Here is a 17699-nt window from a genome sequence, read left to right on the forward strand (position 1 = left end):
ACGGAGTGTCCCGATTGACGAAATGTCACCGTGGATGCATCATTCGTACAGTCCCCATTGTTGTCTGGGACATCTTCTCTTTGCCGGCCGATGATTGTCCGGCCCAGCGTGCTGTCTCCCGTGCGCACGCTCGGTCGTCTCGCCCGCGCGCACGGATGCAGCACACCCATCATTTGACGCTTGTGCGTTCTGCCGTGAGTGAGGTGAAAACGAATGGTTTACCTGTCGTCTACATACCGCGTGATCAATTCGTTCCTGCGCTACGGCATCGTGCCCCACTTCTGAATGCGACCGCGCCGGGCGCGGCACTGCACGGCCGACATCACGACGTCGGCGGTGCGGCCGCTCGGCTCCGGCGCGGTGCCTCGGTAGTTGGCCCCAACGGAGCACGAACGAATGTGGAGAACAAGCTGATGATGGACATGGGGGCAGTGAATCCGGTAGAGATGGTGACCCGTCCGATGGCGGGCAACCTGGTCGTATCGGCCTCGATGATCGAGGATTTGGGTTATCTGCGCTCCGAGCTCGCGGCGGCCGAAGTGCCGTTCCTGCTGGTGCGCGACCGCGGGCACCGGCTGGTGCTCGCCGCGGACGCGGCCCACCACCTGATGGTGCGCCGGGTCATGGCCGGCGCGACGGCCGCGGGCTTCGCGTGTGACGAGGTGCAGCACAACGTCTTCCGGATCGGGCGCGACAACGACCCGGCGCACCGGGTGGACCTGGAACTGTGGCAGTACCACGGCGACACGGTCGAGTGCCCGCGCCCGAACTCGTTGACCCGCACCATGTTCGACCTCGCCGATGTCGAGCAGACGCAGGTGCTGCTGTTCGATCGGGCGTGGCCGACCCTGGTGGACATGTTCGCGCCGCAACCGAGCGACGTGAGCTTCGACATCGACCTGGTGTTCTCCTGGGTGGACGGCTCGGATCCGGAGTTCCGGGCCCGCCGCGCGGGCATGCTCGCGCAGGTGGTGGTCGGCGAGGGTGACGACGCGGACGCGCGCATCCGGCAGATCGACGAGCTGAAATACGCTCTGCGGTCGGTGGACAAGAACGCGCCGTGGATCCGGCGGATCTTCATCGCCACCGACTCCACCATGCCTGCCTGGCTCGCCGATCACCCTCGGGTGACGGTTGTCCGTGCGCTGGACCACTTTTCGGACACCAGCGGGCTGCCGACGTTCAATTCCCATGCGGTGGAATGCCAGTTGCAGCACATCGAGGGGCTCAGCGAGCACTTCCTGTACTCCAACGACGACATGTTCTTCGCGCGGCCGGTGCGTCCGTCGATGTTCTTCACCTCGGCCGGGATCAGCCGATTCATCGAGGCGGACACCAGGATCGGGCCGGGCCGCAACAACGAGCGGCGCAGCGGCTTCGAGAATGCCGCCCGGGTGAATCGGGAACTGCTCGCCGAGCGGTTCGGACAGCTCATCTCGCGGCACCTCGAGCACACGCCGGTTCCTTTGCGCCGCAGCGTGTTACTGGAGATGGAAGACGAGTTCGCGGCCGACTTCGCGCGGACCAGGACCAGCCGATTCCGTTCGGCCACCGATATTTCCGTTACCAACTCGCTGTATCACTACTACGCGATGCTGACCGGGCGGGCGGTGCCGCAGGAGACGGCGAAGGTGCGTTATGTCGACACGACCAGCCACAAGGGGCTCGCGCTGCTGGACGGGATCGCGCGCAAACGCAATGTCGACTTCTTCTGCCTGAACGACGGAAGTTTCCCGGAGATCTCCGAAACCGAACGCGTGCTTGCGGTTTCGGCGTTCCTGTCGCGCTACTTCCCGGATCCGGCGCCGTGGGAGCAGCTCAGCGCACCGTCTCGTCGTCCGATTCCGGAGTCGTCGCCCGGCGCCGCATGACATGCGGGATGCGCGCGGCGGGTGGGATGACGATGCCCTCCGCCGCGAGCGTCCGGGCGGCCTCTTCCGCGGTGGACGGCTTGCCGACCGTGGGGCCGCGATCGATCGGGACCACCGAGTGCACCACGGTGTCCGGGTAGATGTGCACGTAGTTGAACGCCTGCGCGCCGTCGCGGCCGCGCTGGGCGCCCTGCTCGACGCCGAGATCCTGGCTGTAGCAGGTCGCCGAGGCCACCGAGACGGGGATGCCCGCGAAGGTCGCGTTGGTGGAGAAGTGCAGGTGGCCGGCCAGGATGGCGCGGACGTCGCTGCCGTCGAGCACGTCGGCCAGCTTGCGCTGGTCGCGCAGCTCGACGGTGACCGCGAGGTCGAGCACGCACGGCACGGGCGGGTGGTGCATGGCCAGGATGGTGCCGAACGGGGCCGGTTCGGACAGCACCGAACGCAGCCAGTCCAGCTGTTCGTCGGAGATCTCGCCGTAATGGTGGCCGGGGACCGAGGTGTCCAGCGCGATGATGCGCAGGCCGTCGATCAGGTGTACGCGGTCGAGCGGTGCCGTAGAGGCCCGCTCGCCGAGTAGCTTGCGGCGTAGCAGGCTGCGGTCGTCGTGGTTTCCCGCGACCCACACGATGGGCGCCGGCAAACTTCGCGCGAACGGCTCGATCAGAGCCTTGAGCTTGTCGTACGCCGCGGGCTCACCCTTGTCGGTGAGATCGCCGGTGAACACGATCGCGGTCGGCTGGATCCGACTGGCCGCGGCCTGCTCGAGTAACTGGCGTAACCGCTGGTCCGCGTCGACGTCACCGTATAACTCGCCGTCGCCGGCAATCACATGGGTGTCGCTGAAGTGGAACAACACATGATCCGGTCGCGGGTGCTCCGCGACTCTGCTGATGTGCACCGGACCGAACGTCCTCCCCGGCGGTTTGCCCGCCATTGGCTTCGGGTTCCACCGCCAGAATAGCGAAGGACTACTGACAGGTTTCCCGACGGACGGTGACGACATGCTTGCGGGAAGGTGAGGTTTCTATGTCGAAATCCCGCGGAGGTGCTCGGACGTTAACGAGGTCGTTGTGCGGTAGTGACGCGGTTCATAGCTGTGCGTAGGCGCGGCCGAGGGCATCGGCGGCGCGCAGGGCGTCGATCGTCATCGCGGCGTCGACGCTGAAGGGTTCGTTGTGGATGGACTCGGCCGGGGCGGTGGCACGGCTGGCGATCGCGGACAGGGTGGATTCGTGGACGTCGGCCAGGCCGACACCGGCGAGGGTGGTCGGCAGGCCGACCTCGGTGCAGAAATCGAGGACCGTGTCGATCTCCGACGACGGAGCGCCCTCCAGCACCAGCTGGGTGAGCACGCCGAAGGCGACCTTTTCGCCATGCAGGTAGGCATGGGTCTGCGGTGCCGCGGTCAGGCCGTTGTGGATGGCGTGGGCGGCGGCCAGGCCCGAGGATTCGAAGCCGAGACCGGACAGCAACGTGTTGGCCTCGACGATCCGCTCGAGCGCCGGGGTGATCGCGTGCGCGCGCACCGCGGCGAGCGCCTGCGGACCATCCGCGAGCAGGGTGTTGTAGCAGAGCTCGGCGAGGGCGGTGGCGCTGCGCGTGGACGCGCCGCCGCGCAGGTTGCGCACCTGTGCGGCCGAACAGGTCCGCGCCTCGAACCAGGTGGCGAGCGCGTCGCCCATGCCGGAGGCGAGCAGCCGGGCCGGCGCCTGCACGATGACCGAGGTGTCCACGAGCACGAGCGCCGGATTGCGGCGCAGCAATTGCGACGTCTCCACTTCGCCTGCGTCCGTGTAGATCACGGACAACGCGCTGCACGGGGCGTCGCTCGACGCCGTGGTCGGACAACTGATCATCGGCAACCCGAGGTCATCGGCAACCACCCGCGCCGAGTCCAGCACCTTCCCGCCGCCCGCACCCAAAACGACCGTGCTGCCGTTTTCCTGCACGCCCGCGGTGATCCTGGCGATTTCCGCCCGCGTGCACTCCCCATTCGAAAGATGCACGGAATAAGCGATTTTCGCGTCCGTCAGCGACCGCTCCCACACGTCCGCCAACAACCGCTGCGCACTCCGCCCCGCCACAATCGTGACCGGCCCCCCGATCCCCAGCCGAGTCATCTCCGCCCCGAGCTGCCCCGTAGCCTCCCGCCCCTGCACATAATGCCCCGGCGAAGAAAACACACTCAACATCGAAACCTCCCGATCCCAGGCCCACAGACGCCGTCCCCCAAACGCTACCCGCGCCGGAACTCCCAGCCACTGAACCGTGCGGAAGAGCGATTCCCGCGAGCGGGCGCTAGCAGCATGGGGTTTCACTCGACCGGAGCCGAGTCCGATACCGAGTGCACGCGGCTTATCGGGTTAGCATCACGATCATCTGCCGGATCAGCCCTCGCGGCTTTGGGACAAGTAAGGGAAGGGCCATGGCGACTCCGTCTGAAGGTGCTGGCACGTCGAGTCTGCGGGTGCAGGTGGAGCAGTTGCTCGATCTGTATGGGGATGGGGTTGCGCCTATCGTTCAGTCCGGGGATCCGGTGTTGCGGTCGGTTGCCGGGCAATATGAGGGGCAGCTCGAGGATGAGGTGTTGGCGGCGCTCGTCGAGTTGATGCGGCGGACGATGTATGCGGCGCCGGGGGTCGGGTTGGCGGCTCCGCAGATCGGGTTGCCGGTGCAGTTGGCGGTGATCGAGGATTCGGCTGCGGTCAGCGAGGAGATCGCTGAGAGCCGGGAGCGTTATCCGCAGGAATTCCTGGTGATCGTCAATCCGACGTACACGCCGTCTTCCCTGCGGACCGCCGATTTTCCCGAAGGCTGCCTCAGTGTCACCGGGTATCACGCGGTGGTTCGCCGCCACGCCGATGTCACGTTGCGCTACACCGATCTCGGCGGAACCTCCCGGCTCGCGGAGTTCAGCGGCTGGCCGGCCCGCATCGTGCAGCACGAGACGGACCACCTCAACGGCATCCTCTATGTCGACAAGGCCGAACCGGGGACGCTCACCGAGATCGTGGATACGCCGCCGGTCTCGTCTCAGTGAACCCAGTACTTGCGCCAGTCGTCGCCGGCTAGCGGAAGTCGTTCCCCGCGATCGGCTTCCGCGGCATCCTCGGTGGCGCGGATGGCGGCGGCGAAGGTGAGGGTGGCTTTGCGGAGGCGTTCCTCGGCGCTGTCGGGGCGGCCGAGGTGGACGACGCGCAGGTCGGCGGGGACGAGGTCGTCGGGCAGGCCGGCCTTGGTGCTACGGTCGCGGATTTTTTCGGCGAGGGCCAGCGCGGGCTGGGCCATGGCGATGCCGTCCAGGCAGGAGCGGCGGGATTTCTCGGCGGATTTGCGCTCTTCCCAGGCGCTTTCCTGGGCGGCGATCTTCTCTTCGAGGGTGGTGTCGGCGGCGAATTGGGTGTCGCGGAGGTAGGGGCTGCGGTTGACCAGTTTGGCCACCAGCGCGGCGGCCACCTCGTTGACCGTGAATTCGCCTGCGGCCTGGGCGATTCGAGAGTGGAAGAGGACCTGGAGCAGTAGGTCGCCCAGCTCTTCCTTGATGGTTTCGGCGTCGTCGTGCTGGATGGCGTCGAGGAGTTCGTAGGTTTCCTCGAGCAGGTAGGGGCGCAGCGAGTCGTGGGTCTGGGTCACTTCCCAGCCGCCGAAGTGCCAGAGCCGATCCATGACCTCGACGGCGCCGGTCAGCCCGGCGGCCACCACGGCGGTGTCGGAGGGAGTCCCGCTGGCCGCCGCGTGCCGGGCGGCGCGCAGGACTGCTTCGTCGCGGTCGGCAGTCATCGGGCCGCCGAGACCTCGGTCGCGGTGGTGAGATCCACTGCGCCCTGGGCTTTTCCGTCCAAGGCGAGCAGCAGGTCGGCGACGAATTGCAGCAGCACCACGTCGCGGACGCGCTCGGCGCCGACGCTGTCTTCGACCCGCGGCAGTGGCAGCGAGATCACGCCGCTGGCCGCGCGATAGCTGGCGCTGGGGTAGATCCGTTTGAGGCGCATCTGCTTCGAGTCGGGCAGGTGCAGCGGCGAGATCTTGAGTGTGGTTCCGGTGACCGCGATTTCGGTGACCTCGTACTCGCGCGCCAGCAGTCGCAGCTTCGCGACCGAGACCAGGCGGCCGACCTCGACCGGCAGCGGACCGTAGCGGTCGACGAGTTCCTCGACGACCGAGGCGAGATTCGAATCGTCCTGGGCGGAGGCGAGTTTGCGGTAACCCTCGAGCCGCAGCCGATCGCTGCCGATGTAGTCGGGCGGGATGTGCGCGTCGACGGGCAGGTCGATGCGCATCTCCTTGGGTTCCTCGGTGGTGATCGGCCTGCCATCGGCGGCGGCCCGGTAGGCCTCGACGGCCTCGCCGACCAGCCGGACGTAGAGGTCGAAGCCGACGCCCGCGACGTGCCCGGACTGCTCGGCGCCGAGCACGTTACCGGCGCCACGGATTTCGAGGTCCTTCATCGCCACGGCCATGCCCGCGCCGAGGTCGGAGTTCTGCGCGATGGTGGCGAGGCGGTCGTAGGCGGTCTCGGTGAGCGGCTTCTCCGGTGGATACAGGAAGTAGGCGTAGCCACGCTCCCGGCTGCGGCCCACTCGGCCACGCAACTGGTGCAGCTGCGAAAGACCGAGCGCGTCGGCGCGTTCCACCAGCAGGGTATTCGCGTTGGAGATGTCCAGGCCGGTCTCGATGATCGTGGTGCAGACGAGCACGTCGAACTCGCGCTCCCAGAACCCTTCCACCGTGGACTCGAGCGCGTCCTCGTTCATCTGCCCGTGCGCGACCGCGACCCTGGCCTCGGGCACCAGATCGCGAATCCGCTTGGCCGCCTTGTCGATCGAGGACACCCGGTTGTGCACGTAGAACACCTGGCCGTCGCGCAGCAGCTCGCGCCGGATGGCGGCGGTGACCTGCTTGTCGTTGTAGGCGCCGACGTAGGTGAGCACCGGATGCCGCTCCTCCGGCGGGGTGAGGATGGTGGACATCTCGCGGATGCCGGCCAGGCTCATCTCCAGGGTGCGCGGAATCGGCGTTGCGGACATGGTCAGCACGTCCACGTGCGTGCGCAGCGCCTTGATGTGTTCCTTGTGCTCGACGCCGAATCGCTGCTCCTCATCGACCACGACCAGGCCGAGGTCCTTCCAGCGCACGCCGGTCTGCAACAACCGGTGCGTGCCGACCACGATATCCACGGTGCCGTCGGCCATGCCCTCCATCACGGCGCGGGCATCGGCCGGATCGGTGAACCGGGACAGGCCCTTCACATTGATCGGGAAGCCGGCCACCCGCTCGGTGAACGTTTGCAGATGTTGTTGCGCCAGCAGGGTTGTCGGCACCAGCACGACGACCTGCTTACCGTCCTGCACCGCCTTGAACGCGGCGCGCACGGCGATCTCGGTCTTGCCGTAGCCGACGTCGCCACACACCACCCGGTCCATCGGGACCGGCTTCTCCATGTCCGACTTCACCTCGGCGATGGCGGTCATCTGATCGACGGTCTCGGTGAACGCGAACGCGTCCTCCATCTCCTGCTGCCACGGGGTGTCCGGGCCGAACGCGTGCCCCGGCGCCGCCTGGCGCGCGGCATACAGCTGCACCAGCTCGCCGGCGATCTCCCGAACGGCCTTGCGCGCCTTGCGTTTCGTGTTGGCCCAGTCGGAGCCGCCGAGCTTGGACAGGCTGGGCAGCTCGCCGCCGACGTAGCGGGACAGCTGATCCAGCGACTCCATCGGCACGAACAACCGGTCGCCCGGCTGACCGCGCTTGCCCGGCGCGTACTCGATGACCAGGTATTCGCGGCGAGCGCCGCCGACGGTGCGCTCGATCATCTCGACGAACCGGCCGATGCCGTGCTGATCGTGCACCACCATGTCGCCCGCGTTCAACGCCAGCGGATCGACCTGGTTGCGCCGCTTGGCGGGCAGTCGCTTGCCGTCGCCGGGCGCGGTCATCCGATTGCCGGTGAGATCGGATTCGGCAACGACGACGAGTCCGGCGTCGTCGAACACCAGGCCGTCGTGCAGCGATCCACACAGCACGCCGACCACACCGTTGCCCGGTTCGGCACCGGGTTCCAGCGCGGCCGCGGGGACATCCGCGTCGGCGAGCCGTTCCAAAATGCGTTGCGCCGTACCGTGTCCCGCGACGACGACCACGGCGCGGCCGCCGGTGGCCACGTGCGCGCGCAGCGAGGCGAAGATGGTCGCGACGAGTTCGTCGGAGCCGCGCGCGGTCGGCCCGGCCAGCACCGGCAGCACCACCTCGGCGGGGGTGCCCGCGGTGAGCGGGCTCAGCGTCCACCAGGGCAGGCCGCGCTCGTCGGCGCTGGCGTGCACGTCGGGCAGCGCCTGATAACCGGAGGCGGCCAGGTCCAGGCCGTGCGCGCCGAGCGGCGCGTCGGCGCCGAAGGACGCCGCGGTCCAGGACGCCTCCAGGAACTCCTCGCCGGTGCGCACCAGATCGGCGGCGCGGGTGCGGATCTTCTCCGGATCGCACAGCAGCAGATGAGTGCCCTCGGGCAGCACCTCGGTGAGCAGCCGCAGCTCGCCCGGCTTCAGCACCGGGAGCAGCGCCTCCATGCCGTCCACCGGAACCCCGTTGGCCAGCTTCTCCAGCATCTCGACCAGGGCGGCGTCTGCCGCGTTGGCCGCCGCGACCTCGGCCGCGCGCTCGCGCACGTCGGCGGTGAGCAGCAGCTCCCGGCAGGGCGGCGCGACCACGACCTCCACCGACACCTCGGCCAGCGACCGCTGGTCGGCGACCGCGAACGGGCGCAGCTCGGTGACCTCGTCGCCCCAGAACTCCACGCGCACCGGATGATCGGCGGTCGGCGGGAACAGGTCGAGGATGCCGCCGCGCACCGCGAACTCGCCGCGCTTGCCCACCATGTCGACCCGGCTGTAGGCGAATTCGACCAGGCGCGTGAGCAGTTCGTCGAAGTCGAGCTCGGCGCCGACGCGCAGCACGATCGGCTCGATGTCGCCGAGGCTGCCCGCCATCGGCTGCATGAGCGAGCGCACCGTGGTCACGATCACGCGCAGCGGCGCGGGGAAGGCCGGGTCTTCGGGATGGGCCAGCCTGCGCAGCACCTCGAGCCGGCGGCCGACGGTGTCGGCGCCGGGCGACAAACGCTCGTGCGGCAGGGTTTCCCAGGAGGGGAACTGCGCGACCGCCGGGCCGAGCATCTCCTCCAGTTCGACGGTCAGATCGTCGGCCTCGCGACCGGTCGCGGTGACCACGACCAGCGGCCGTTTCGCCTCGATCGTCGCGGCCACGAACGGCCGCACGCCGGACGGCCCGACCAGCTCGACCGAGGACTTACCGACCAGCTCGGCGACGGTCCGCAGCGCGGCATCGGCACCGGCGACCGCCGCGAGTCCCGCAAGCGGTGGACGATGGGTCGGCATCACAACTCCTGAGCTCAAGCCGGGTATTTCGAGCAGCAGGCAAAAGTCTAGTCAGTGCCGCCGACAGACCGAGCTGAGGCTGCTACGGCACGTAGCGACGCAGGCGCCGCGCCGCGAACTCGCGGAAGCAGGCGAGCTTCTCGGCGGGGACGATCGACGGCAGCAGGAAGTACCAGACGCGTTCCATCCGGGTGGCCATCTGATCGATCGACTCGGTGCCGACCGCGATGATGTGCACGCCCGCGGTCATCTCCTGCAGCAGCATGCCGATCACGTCGGCATCGAGCTCGGGCTGCAAATCGCCTTGGGCGATAGCCCTTTCGGAGAGCACGCGGTAGGTGTCGCCCCACGTCTTGGCGATGTTGTCGCCCTGCGCGCCGCGGTAGTCACCGATCTGATGGGTCAGCTTGAGCATCGCGCCGACCATCGGATCGTTCATCGATAGGTCCGCGACTACATAGGTGATGCCGATGCACGCCTCGAGCGCGGGCACCCGGGGATCGAAGAAACCCTGACACGAGCTGACCAGCCGCTCGTTGCCCTGGTCGACCACCGCACGCGCCAGCTCTTCCTTCGAGCCGAAGTGAAAGTACAAGGCGCCCTTGGTCACATTGGACTGCGCGATGATCTCGCTCAGACTCGCGTTCGCGTAACCCAAGCGCAGAAAGACATCGGCAGCGCCCGCAAGAACGGAGTCGCGGGTGATCTCCGCGCGCGCTTGCCTAGCCATCAGATCCGCCTGTCATCCTAAAAACCAGCCATCCTGAAGTAGACCGACATCACGAAGTAGACCGACTTACCGCCCGAACAGCACCCAAAGGATGGGTGAACCGTACCACCAGGCGGGCCCTCGGCAGTCAATTCGAGCATTCGACTGGACCCGCTTCGCAATTCGCTGGTTAACAACCCGAGTCACTCCTCGATACCGGCGCGCCACTCCGAGCTGAGATGCGGGTCGGCCTCCAGATGGCTCAACCCGTTCCAGCACAGATTCACCAAGTGCACGGCGACAACCTCTTTCGACGGTTTGCGTTCGTCCAGCCACCAGGTCGCGGCGGTGGCCACCTGCCCGACCAACGCCTGGGCGTAGAGCGTGGCCAAGCTGGTGTCGAAACCGCGGCGCTCGAAATCCCCGGCGAGGATGTGCGCGACCTGGTTCACGGCCTCGTTGAGCAGGCTGGAGTAGCGTCCCTCCGCATTGCCCGCGGGCTGATCGCGGACCAGGATGCGGAACCCGTCGGTGCGTTCCTCGATATAGGTGAGCAGCGCGAGCGCGACCTGTTCGAGCCGGACCCGCGATCGGTTCTGGGTCAGCGAGGACACGATCATGTCCAGCAGCATGGACATCTCGCGATCGACGACGACCGCGTACAGCCCTTCCTTGCCGCCGAAGTGTTCGTACACCACAGGTTTGGAGACTTGCGCCCGCTGCGCGATCTCCTCGATCGAGGTGGCGTCATATCCGCGCTCGGCGAACAGCGCGCGACCGATCTCGATGAGCTGCTGTCGCCGCTGGGTACCGGTCATCCGCGGACGCGACACTTTGGGCGGTTCACTAGTCGACATCGCTCCCGCCTCCCTTCGTCACCGACCGTCCAGTGCCTTAACTGTTCCAGACAGCCCGCAAGATTGCCCCGTCAACCCCGGGCGCGCCTTCGAACTACTCCCGCTCCGACCCGGTCGACGCTCCAACTACCGGCAAGAATCGCGGAGAGGCGTGGGTGTATGCGAGGATCTTTCCCGTGCCGTGGCACAGCGGCGGGTGTTCCCGATCCGCCGATGTGACAATCCGCCGTGGTGTAATGGCAGCACCTCTGATTTTGGTTCAGATAGTTCAGGTTCGAGTCCTGGCGGCGGAGCTCGGCAGCACGATGACCTATCGTTGGCCCGCACATCTGCGCCCAGCACAGCCGACACCCCAGCACGATGAGCAGAGCCCAGCAGCATGATGACAGGCAGCCGAGGGAGATCCATGCCACAGCAGACCGCCGTCGTCGTTCTCGCAGCCGGTGCCGGGACGCGAATGCGGTCGAAGACCCCCAAAGTGCTGCATTCGCTGGCCGGTCGAAGCATGCTCGCACACGCGCTGCATGCGGCGAACGAGATCGACCCCGCATATCTGATCACCGTGGTCGGACACGACCGCGAACAGGTCGGCGCCGCCGTCAACGCGGTGGGCACCGACCTCGGCCGTGAGATCACTCCGGCCATCCAGGAGGAACAGCTCGGCACCGGGCACGCCGTGCAGTGCGCATTGGCCGCGCTGCCCGTCGGTTTCACCGGCGACCTGCTGGTCACCTCCGCCGACGTGCCGCTGCTCGACGGGCACACGCTGTCCGCGCTGCTCGACGAGCACCGCTCCTACGCCGAGCGGTCCGCGGTGACGGTGCTGACCTTCGTGCCCGACGACCCGAACGGCTACGGCCGCATCGTGCGCGACGCCGACGGCCAGGTGGTCGAGATCGTCGAGCACGCCGACGCCACCCCGGCGCAGTCCGCGATCACCGAGGTCAACTCGGGTGTGTACGCGTTCGACGTGAATGTGTTGCGCACCATGATCAGCCGGTTGTCCACCGCCAACGCCCAGCACGAGCTGTATCTGACCGACGTGCTGCGGCTGGCCCGCGAAGCCGGGCATCCGGTGCACGGCGCCCGCCTGGTCGACGCGGCCAAGGTCACCGGCGTGAACGACCGGGTCCAGCTGGCCAACGCGACCAGCAGGCTCAACCGCTACATCCTGGAACGGCACATGCGGGCCGGCGTCACCATCATCGATCCGGCCTCCACCTGGGTGGACGCGAGCGTGCGGATCAGCAGGGACGCCATCCTGCGCCCCGGCGTGCAGCTGCTCGGCGACACCGTGATCGGCGAGGACGCCGAGATCGGGCCGGACAGCACGCTGACCGACGTGGTCGTCGGCGACGGCGCGCGGGTCATCCGCACGCACGGCGAGGGCGCGATGATCGGCCCCGGCGCGACCATCGGCCCGTTCAGTTACCTACGACCGGGCACCGTGGTCGGCAATTCCGGCAAGCTCGGCGCCTTCGTCGAAACCAAGAACGCCTCGATCGGCGCGCACTCCAAGGTGCCGCATCTGACCTACGTCGGCGACGCGACCATCGGGGAGCACAGCAACATCGGCGCTTCGAGTGTTTTCGTCAACTACGACGGAGTGACCAAGCATCACACCACTGTCGGGTCGCATGTGCGAACGGGAAGCGACACGATGTTTGTCGCACCGGTAACGGTGGGTGACGGCGCGTATACGGCGGCGGGTACTGTACTGCGCAGAAGCGTTCCGCCCGGCGCACTCGCGATTTCCGGCGGGCCGCAGAAAAACATCGAGGGCTGGGTGCAACGGCACCGTCCTGGAACGGCCGCGGCGCGCGCGGCGGCAGAAGCCAACGCCGCCAAAGAGAACTCCGGTCAGGCAAACGAGCAAAAGGATGGCAACCAGCAGTGACCGCGTCATGGATCGATAACCAGAAGAACCTGATGCTCTTCTCGGGACGCGCTCATCCTGAGCTGGCCGAACAGGTCGCCAAGGAACTCGACGTCCACGTCACGCCGCAGACCGCACGCGACTTCGCCAACGGTGAGATCTTCGTCCGGTTCGAGGAGTCCGTCCGCGGCTCCGACGCGTTCGTGCTGCAGAGCTTCCCCGCTCCGCTGAACCAGTGGCTGATGGAACAGCTCATCATGATCGACGCGCTCAAGCGCGGTTCGGCCAAGCGGATCACCGCCGTGCTGCCGTTCTACCCGTACGCCCGCCAGGACAAGAAGCACCGCGGCCGCGAGCCGATCTCCGCTCGCCTGGTCGCCGACCTGCTCAAGACCGCGGGCGCGGACCGGATCATCACCGTCGACCTGCACACCGATCAGATCCAGGGCTTCTTCGACGGCCCGGTCGATCACATGCACGCGCAGTTGCAGCTCGCCGAGTACATCCGCACCAACTACACCCTCGACCACATCACCGTGGTCTCCCCCGACTCCGGCCGCGTGCGCGTGGCCGAGAAGTGGGCGGACTCGCTCGGCGGCTCGCCGCTGGCGTTCATCCACAAGACCCGGGACCCGCTGGTGCCCAACCAGATCAAGGCCAACCGCGTGGTCGGCGACGTCGAGGGCCGCACCTGCATCCTGATCGACGACATGATCGACACCGGTGGCACCATCGCCGGCGCGGTCAAGGTGCTCAAGGATGCCGGCGCCGGTGACGTGGTCATCGCCGCGACGCACGGCGTGCTGAGCGACCCGGCCGCGGAGCGCCTGGCCGCCTGCGGCGCCAAGGAGGTCGTGGTCACCAACACGCTGCCGATCACCGAAGAGAAGAAGTTCCCGCAGCTGACGGTGCTGTCCATCGCGCCGCTGCTGGCCCGCACCATCCGCGAGGTCTTCGAGAACGGCTCGGTCACCGGTCTGTTCAACGGCAACGCATAGCTTTTCCGCACGGCACCGGCGGCTCGGACTTCGGTCCGGGCCGCCATTGTTTTGCGCCGGGTCCGTTAGTTACGGCGATGCGTGGGGATACTGGGAGGTATGGACCGTGAATCGCTCGACACCGACATGGGAGACGACGACCAGGCCGACGAGATCCGCGCCTATCAGCGCAATATCGAGGATCCGCCGGATGACCTGCGCATTCGCTATCACGAGAACGACGATGACGGCAGGTTGGGCATCGCGGACGAGCTGGCGCAGGAGTCCACCCCGCGCGAGCAGCGTCAGGAGAAGGCCGAGGACGACGAGCGCCCCGCCGAGGTGGTCGCCATGGACATCGTCGACGACACCTCGCTCTGATCTCCCCTCGATGACCGGCTGCGCCACCTAGCGCAATCGGCTATCACGGCTCGACCATCGTGGTACGCATAACGGACAAGCCGGACGCAGTCCGTCCGCTGCTCGCGGACGGCCGCGGCGGCGCAGGACGCAGAGGTGGCGACCGGACGACACGAGGAGGGCGCGATGAGCACGCCACAGGATCCGAAACCGGTCGGCGGTACCCCGGAGCCCGCCGAGTCCGCGTCGTCATCGAGTGCGGCCGAGGGGGCGGCGCCGAGCCAGGATGCGGCGCCTTCGTTGTCGAAAGATGTTGGCGCGGCGGAACCTTCGAGTGAGCCGTATACCGCGCCGCCGCCCCCGGCCGGTGAGTGGTGGCAGCCGACCGACGCGCCTGCCGGGCCGTTGGGCGGGCAGACGCCGCAGTGGGGCGCGGAGCAGGGCAGTCAGCCATCCAACCAACAGTCGTCAGGTGACGGACCGGCGGGACCGTCCGGCAACCAGCCGGCGTGGGGATCCGGCCCCGCTGGGCCGTCGGCCGGACAACCGGCCTGGGATTCGGGACCTGCGGGACCACCCAGCAGCCAACCTTCGTCAGGCGGCGGACCCGCAGGGCCCGCGGGCAGCCAGCCGTCGTGGGGCGCACCGGCCGAGCAGCAATGGAGTCCGCAGCAGTATCCCCAGAGCCAGCCGCAGTACCCGCAATATCCAGGGAGCGGCCAACCGCAGGATTCGGGTGGCGCACCGCAATATCCGCAGGGCGGGATGTACAACTACCCGCCTGCCGGTGGCTACAGCGAGCAGCAGAGTCCGCAGCCCGGCGCGTACGGCGCGTACCCGCCGCAGTCCTACGAGCCGTACACCACGCCGCAGCGCGGGTCCGGCAGCCAGGTGTTCTCGATCATCGGTTTCGTCTGCGCGGTGATCGCGGTGTTGTTCTGCCCCATCCTGTTCGGGCCCGCCGGCATCGTGCTCGGCATCATCGGCCACAACAAGGGTGAGCCGCTGGGCAAATGGGCGGCGATCACCGCAGGCGTCACCATGATCATCGGCTTCCTGGTGGGGTTCCTTATCTTCAACGGAGACCTGAGAACGTAGATTGCTCTGTATGAGCGAGGCACAGTCATGACCAAGTTCGGCGGGTTTCCGCTGGCGGGACTGGATTTCTACGAGGATCTCGAGGTCGACAACTCGAAGATGTTCTGGTCCGCGCACAAGGACGTCTACGAGTCGGCGGTGAAGGCGCCGATGCTCGCGCTCACCGCCGAGCTGGAGCCGGATTTCGGTGCGGCCAAGATCTTCCGGCCGTATCGCGACGTCCGCTTCTCCAAGGACAAGACGCCGTACAAGGATCACCAGGGCGCGTACGTGTCCGTGGCGCCGAGCACCGGCTGGTACGTGCAGATCGGCGCGGCGGGGCTCTACGTCGCGGGCGGTTTCTACGGCGGCTCGTCGGAGCAGATCGCCCAGCTGCGCTCCACCATCGATCACGATGTGCGCGGGCCGGAGCTGGAGCAGATCCTGGCGAAGCTGACCAAGGCGGGTTTCACCATCGGCGGCGAAAAGCTGAAGACCAAGCCGAAGGGGTACGACGCCGACCACCCGCGCATCGACCTGCTCCGGCACAAGGCCCTGGTCTGCAACAAGGAATTCGGCTCGCCCGCATGGCTGGACAAACCCCGCGCCGCCAAGGAGATCCGCACCGCCTGGGAGGCGATGCGGCCCCTGGTCGACTGGCTCGCGGCGGTGGTGACCGGGGCGACTACCCGGTCACCACTGCTCGCCTAGTCGCGCGCCGCGAGGAACAGCGCGAACCGATCGTCGGGATCGGTCCACACCTGCTCGGTGCTGAACCCGGCGGCGGCGAGTTCCGCGCTGAAACCGTCGACGCGGAACTTGGCCGAGATCTCGGTGCGCATCTGCTCGCCGGCGGCGAACCGCACGGTGAGATCGAGTTCGCGAACCCGGACGGTCATGTCTTCGGTGGCCGCCAGGCGCATTTCGATCCACTCGTGCTCGGCGTCCCACACCGCGATGTGCTCGAACTTCTCCGGCGCGAAGTCGGCGTCGAGGCGAGAGTTCAAGACGTGCAGCACATTCCGGTTGAACTCGGCGGTGACCCCGGCCGCGTCGGCGTAGGCGGGGACCAGCACGGCCGGGTCGATGACCAGACCGGCGCCGAGCAACAGCTGCTCGCCCGGCTCCAGCACCTCGTAGATGCTGGCGAGGAATTCGGCCCGCTCGGCGGGGACCAGGTTGCCGATGGTGCCGCCGAGGAAGGCGATCATCCGGCGGCCGCCGCCGGGCAGGTTGTGCAGGGTGTCGGTGAAATCGCTGACCACGCCGTGCACGGCCAGGCCGGGGAACTCGGCCGCGATCTCGTCGGCCGCGGCCCGCAGTGCCGCGGACGAGACGTCCTGCGGGACATAGGTCTTCAGCGGCCCCTCGGCGGTCAGCGCGGACAGCAGCAGCCTGGTCTTGGCCGCCGAGCCCGCGCCGAGCTCGACCAGCACCTCGGCCTGCGCGACCCGGGCGATCTCGCCGACCACCCGCTCCAGCAGGGCGCGCTCGGTGCGCGTCGGGTAGTACTCGGGGAGCTCGGTGATCTGCTCGAACAGTTCACTGCCGCGGGCGTCGTAGAACCACTTGGGCGGCAGCCACTTCGGGTCGGCGGTCAGGCCGAGCCTGGCGTCCGCGCGCAAGGCCGAGGTGAGGTCGTCGTCGGATAGGTGGATCTCCAGCGTCGGTGCGGTCATCGGGAGGCGCCTTTCGTGCTGTCGGGCAGCGGATCGATGGTGAGCTTTCCTGGGCGAGCGATAACCAGGCTGCGGTCGGGGATCGACCGCCAATTCGGGTCGTCGTCATAGGGTTCGGAGGCGAGCACGGCGACGGTGTCGGTGACCAGCGCCGACAACGCGTGGTGCACCGTTGTGGCCCAAAGGGTTTCGCCGTCGCCGAGCAGGAAGTTGAGCCGCGCGGTGGGCGCGTGTTTCAGCACGCCGGCGGCGAGCAGGCCGAGGGCGGTGCCGGGAGAATCGGCGAAGCCGTCCGGTGACACCGCGGTGAGCAACTGCCGCAACAACACCCAGAGCGTCGCGGCATCGGTCGGCGATTCGGCCTCCAGCAGCTGGATCGTTTCGAAGAGCCTGGTCGCGCCGAATTGGGTAGCGGCGTTGTCCAGGTCCGACGACGCCGCGGTGATGACTTTGCGCCAGTCGGGCACCGAGCCGTTGTGACTGAACGCCCACTGCGCGCTGGTGAACGGCGCGCACGCGGCCCGCTCGACCGGCATGCCGACGGTGGCGGACCGGATCGAGGCCAGCACCGCAGTCGAATGCAGTTGCGGCAGTACCTCTTCCACCGCGGGATCGGTCCAGATGGGTGCGGGGTTGCGGTATCGGCTGGCGGTCAGTTCGCTGCCTGCGGCACCGACGCCCGGCAGTGCACTGGTCGCGAGCGGGTTGCGGGTACCGGCCAACTCGGTGGCTCGCCACCAGGCGACGCCGAAACCGTCGGCATTGATCGTGCCGCCGCCGCGCATGTCTCGTGGCGCCCAGGCCTGGGTACGCAAGGAATGCGTACCGGCCGTGAGCATTTCACCGACGCTGACCGCCGGGCCGACGTAACCGAGATGTCTGCACATCAGCGCCTGCCT

At 67.7% G+C, this 17699-nt stretch carries 15 protein-coding genes and 1 tRNA gene; 8 read left to right on the top strand and 8 right to left on the bottom strand.

The genetic code is table 11. The features are described 5' to 3' along the window. Nucleotides 1–446: 446 nt before the first annotated feature. On the top strand, nt 447–1871 hold the full coding sequence (locus tag AB0M22_RS08515) for a stealth family protein (RefSeq protein ID WP_364724034.1): 1425 nt from the start codon (nt 447–449) through the stop codon (nt 1869–1871). Here AB0M22_RS08515 and AB0M22_RS08520 read toward each other — a convergent pair. Then, complete coding sequence (locus AB0M22_RS08520; RefSeq protein WP_364722646.1) at nt 1819–2772, bottom strand: metallophosphoesterase; 954 nt, start codon at nt 2770–2772, stop codon at nt 1819–1821. The genes AB0M22_RS08515 and AB0M22_RS08520 overlap by 53 nt on opposite strands. Before the next feature lie 190 nt (nt 2773–2962). Beyond that, nucleotides 2963–4066, bottom strand: a complete 1104-nt coding sequence (locus AB0M22_RS08525; protein ID WP_364722648.1) for a glycerol dehydrogenase — start codon at nt 4064–4066, stop codon at nt 2963–2965. A 233-nt stretch (nt 4067–4299) separates the two neighbouring features. Between AB0M22_RS08525 and AB0M22_RS08530 the strand changes: the two genes are divergently transcribed. Then, nucleotides 4300–4914 (top strand): peptide deformylase, encoded by a 615-nt coding sequence (locus tag AB0M22_RS08530; protein WP_364722650.1) that lies wholly within the window; start codon nt 4300–4302, stop codon nt 4912–4914. Here the strand turns inward: AB0M22_RS08530 and AB0M22_RS08535 are convergent. The 4 genes from AB0M22_RS08535 to AB0M22_RS08550 form a co-directional block, all read right to left on the bottom strand. After that, nucleotides 4908–5654: a MazG family protein gene (locus tag AB0M22_RS08535; protein WP_364722652.1), complete on the bottom strand. Its 747-nt coding sequence runs from the start codon at nt 5652–5654 to the stop codon at nt 4908–4910. The two genes, AB0M22_RS08530 and AB0M22_RS08535, sit on opposite strands and share 7 nt — an antisense overlap. Continuing rightward, complete coding sequence (mfd, locus tag AB0M22_RS08540; protein WP_364722654.1) at nt 5651–9265, bottom strand: transcription-repair coupling factor; 3615 nt, start codon at nt 9263–9265, stop codon at nt 5651–5653. The genes AB0M22_RS08535 and mfd overlap by 4 nt, the downstream gene beginning before the upstream one ends. Nucleotides 9266–9347: 82 nt before the next feature. Continuing rightward, nucleotides 9348–9995 (bottom strand): TetR/AcrR family transcriptional regulator, encoded by a 648-nt coding sequence (locus AB0M22_RS08545; protein ID WP_364722656.1) that lies wholly within the window; start codon nt 9993–9995, stop codon nt 9348–9350. A 182-nt stretch (nt 9996–10177) separates the two neighbouring features. Next, nucleotides 10178–10792: a TetR/AcrR family transcriptional regulator gene (locus tag AB0M22_RS08550; RefSeq protein WP_051187212.1), complete on the bottom strand. Its 615-nt coding sequence runs from the start codon at nt 10790–10792 to the stop codon at nt 10178–10180. Between the two features lie 261 nt (nt 10793–11053). Between AB0M22_RS08550 and AB0M22_RS08555 the strand changes: the two genes are divergently transcribed. The 6 genes from AB0M22_RS08555 to AB0M22_RS08580 all read left to right on the top strand — a co-directional run bounded on the left by AB0M22_RS08555 (nt 11054) and on the right by AB0M22_RS08580 (nt 15832). Then, a tRNA-Gln gene (locus AB0M22_RS08555) sits at nt 11054–11124 on the top strand. Between the two features lie 113 nt (nt 11125–11237). Continuing rightward, on the top strand, nt 11238–12728 hold the full coding sequence (gene glmU / locus AB0M22_RS08560; protein WP_364722659.1) for a bifunctional UDP-N-acetylglucosamine diphosphorylase/glucosamine-1-phosphate N-acetyltransferase GlmU: 1491 nt from the start codon (nt 11238–11240) through the stop codon (nt 12726–12728). After that, a complete protein-coding gene (locus tag AB0M22_RS08565; RefSeq protein WP_107659278.1) occupies nt 12725–13705 on the top strand; it encodes a ribose-phosphate diphosphokinase in 981 nt (326 codons plus the stop codon). The genes glmU and AB0M22_RS08565 overlap by 4 nt, the downstream gene beginning before the upstream one ends. 99 nt (nt 13706–13804) lie before the next feature. Then, nucleotides 13805–14065, top strand: a complete 261-nt coding sequence (locus AB0M22_RS08570; RefSeq protein ID WP_364722661.1) for a hypothetical protein — start codon at nt 13805–13807, stop codon at nt 14063–14065. A 165-nt stretch (nt 14066–14230) separates the two neighbouring features. Beyond that, entirely contained in the window at nt 14231–15142 is a 912-nt protein-coding gene (locus AB0M22_RS08575; RefSeq protein WP_364722663.1) for a hypothetical protein, read from the top strand. Nucleotides 15143–15169: 27 nt separating this feature from the next. After that, on the top strand, nt 15170–15832 hold the full coding sequence (locus tag AB0M22_RS08580) for a DUF2461 domain-containing protein (protein ID WP_364722665.1): 663 nt from the start codon (nt 15170–15172) through the stop codon (nt 15830–15832). Here the strand turns inward: AB0M22_RS08580 and egtD are convergent. Both egtD and AB0M22_RS08590 read right to left on the bottom strand, forming a co-directional pair. Continuing rightward, nucleotides 15829–16800 (bottom strand): L-histidine N(alpha)-methyltransferase, encoded by a 972-nt coding sequence (egtD, locus tag AB0M22_RS08585; protein WP_364722667.1) that lies wholly within the window; start codon nt 16798–16800, stop codon nt 15829–15831. The genes AB0M22_RS08580 and egtD overlap by 4 nt on opposite strands. Then, nucleotides 16797–17687 (bottom strand): class II glutamine amidotransferase, encoded by an 891-nt coding sequence (locus tag AB0M22_RS08590; RefSeq protein WP_364722669.1) that lies wholly within the window; start codon nt 17685–17687, stop codon nt 16797–16799. Before AB0M22_RS08590 ends, egtD begins: the two co-directional genes overlap by 4 nt. Nucleotides 17688–17699 lie beyond the last annotated feature (12 nt).

Source organism: Nocardia sp. NPDC051756 (assembly GCF_040681495.1).
Taxonomy (GTDB): domain Bacteria; phylum Actinomycetota; class Actinomycetes; order Mycobacteriales; family Mycobacteriaceae; genus Nocardia.

What these genes read in the sequence shown, in the direction of transcription:
- AB0M22_RS08515 (WP_364724034.1), top strand. Translation starts at nt 447, where the DNA reads ATGGTGACCCGTCCGATGGCGGGCAACCTGGTCGTATCGGCCTCGATG.
- AB0M22_RS08525 (WP_364722648.1), bottom strand. Translation starts at nt 4,066, where the DNA reads ATGTTGAGTGTGTTTTCTTCGCCGGGGCATTATGTGCAGGGGCGGGAG.
- AB0M22_RS08530 (WP_364722650.1), top strand. Translation starts at nt 4,300, where the DNA reads ATGGCGACTCCGTCTGAAGGTGCTGGCACGTCGAGTCTGCGGGTGCAG.
- AB0M22_RS08535 (WP_364722652.1), bottom strand. Translation starts at nt 5,654, where the DNA reads ATGACTGCCGACCGCGACGAAGCAGTCCTGCGCGCCGCCCGGCACGCG.
- mfd (WP_364722654.1), bottom strand. Translation starts at nt 9,265, where the DNA reads ATGCCGACCCATCGTCCACCGCTTGCGGGACTCGCGGCGGTCGCCGGT.
- AB0M22_RS08545 (WP_364722656.1), bottom strand. Translation starts at nt 9,995, where the DNA reads ATGGCTAGGCAAGCGCGCGCGGAGATCACCCGCGACTCCGTTCTTGCG.
- AB0M22_RS08550 (WP_051187212.1), bottom strand. Translation starts at nt 10,792, where the DNA reads ATGACCGGTACCCAGCGGCGACAGCAGCTCATCGAGATCGGTCGCGCG.
- glmU (WP_364722659.1), top strand. Translation starts at nt 11,238, where the DNA reads ATGCCACAGCAGACCGCCGTCGTCGTTCTCGCAGCCGGTGCCGGGACG.
- AB0M22_RS08570 (WP_364722661.1), top strand. Translation starts at nt 13,805, where the DNA reads ATGGACCGTGAATCGCTCGACACCGACATGGGAGACGACGACCAGGCC.
- AB0M22_RS08575 (WP_364722663.1), top strand. Translation starts at nt 14,231, where the DNA reads ATGAGCACGCCACAGGATCCGAAACCGGTCGGCGGTACCCCGGAGCCC.
- AB0M22_RS08580 (WP_364722665.1), top strand. Translation starts at nt 15,170, where the DNA reads ATGACCAAGTTCGGCGGGTTTCCGCTGGCGGGACTGGATTTCTACGAG.
- egtD (WP_364722667.1), bottom strand. Translation starts at nt 16,800, where the DNA reads ATGACCGCACCGACGCTGGAGATCCACCTATCCGACGACGACCTCACC.
- AB0M22_RS08590 (WP_364722669.1), bottom strand. Translation starts at nt 17,687, where the DNA reads ATGTGCAGACATCTCGGTTACGTCGGCCCGGCGGTCAGCGTCGGTGAA.